Source organism: Acidisoma sp. 7E03 (assembly GCF_054665075.1).
The window spans coordinates 1-645 of sequence record NZ_BAAFHE010000066.1 but is presented as its reverse complement, the minus strand read 5'-3'; the positions used below and the strand labels follow the sequence as shown (position 1 = coordinate 645).

General features: G+C 67.0%; 1 protein-coding gene. It reads left to right on the top strand.

Annotation, left to right across the window (positions count from 1 at the left end):
• Positions 1 to 645: hypothetical protein (locus ACYQ6W_RS22700; protein WP_459678581.1), on the top strand; the 645-nt coding region annotated here is incomplete at both ends.

Sequence of the window (645 nt, the reverse complement as noted above, 5' to 3'; positions counted from 1 at the left end):
CCCACGAGCCTCGTCAACAACGGGCTGATCGCGGTGAGCGGCGGCATCGAGATGGACATCGAGCCAACCGGCAGCTTCACCAATGCCGGCACGCTGACGGTGGGTGACGGCAGCACGCTTGCGATCCAGGATCTGGCGAGCTTCGTCAACACCGGCTCCATCGTCGTGCAGGGCGGTGGCACGCTGTCGCTCGACACCTATGCCTCGGCGCTATCGACGGCGCAGAGTGCCGGCGGCTCGCTGGAAGTGGACGGGCTGCTGAACGCCAATGGCGGCACGCTCACTATCGGCGCCGACAGCGCTTTCGCGACGGTGCTGAACGCTGGGACGATTGCGGATGCGACGCTGGTGCTCTCCGGCGGCACGCTGTCTTCGGCGAATGGCCTCTACCAGGGTGACACCATCGTGGGCGCCCTGGAGATCGGTGGTTCGGATACGGTGGTGGTGCAGGGCAGTCTGACGACACTGGCGGCCGACGGCACGAGCCCCGGCACGATCACGGTGGATGGCGCGGCCGCCACGCTGCAATTCAACGACACCGAGACCTTCGACGCGGCGACGGTGGTGCTGGGCAGTGCGGCCGGCATCGACACGTTGGATACCGAAGGCACGCTGACGCTTGGCGCCAATGCGGTGGTGGAAGCT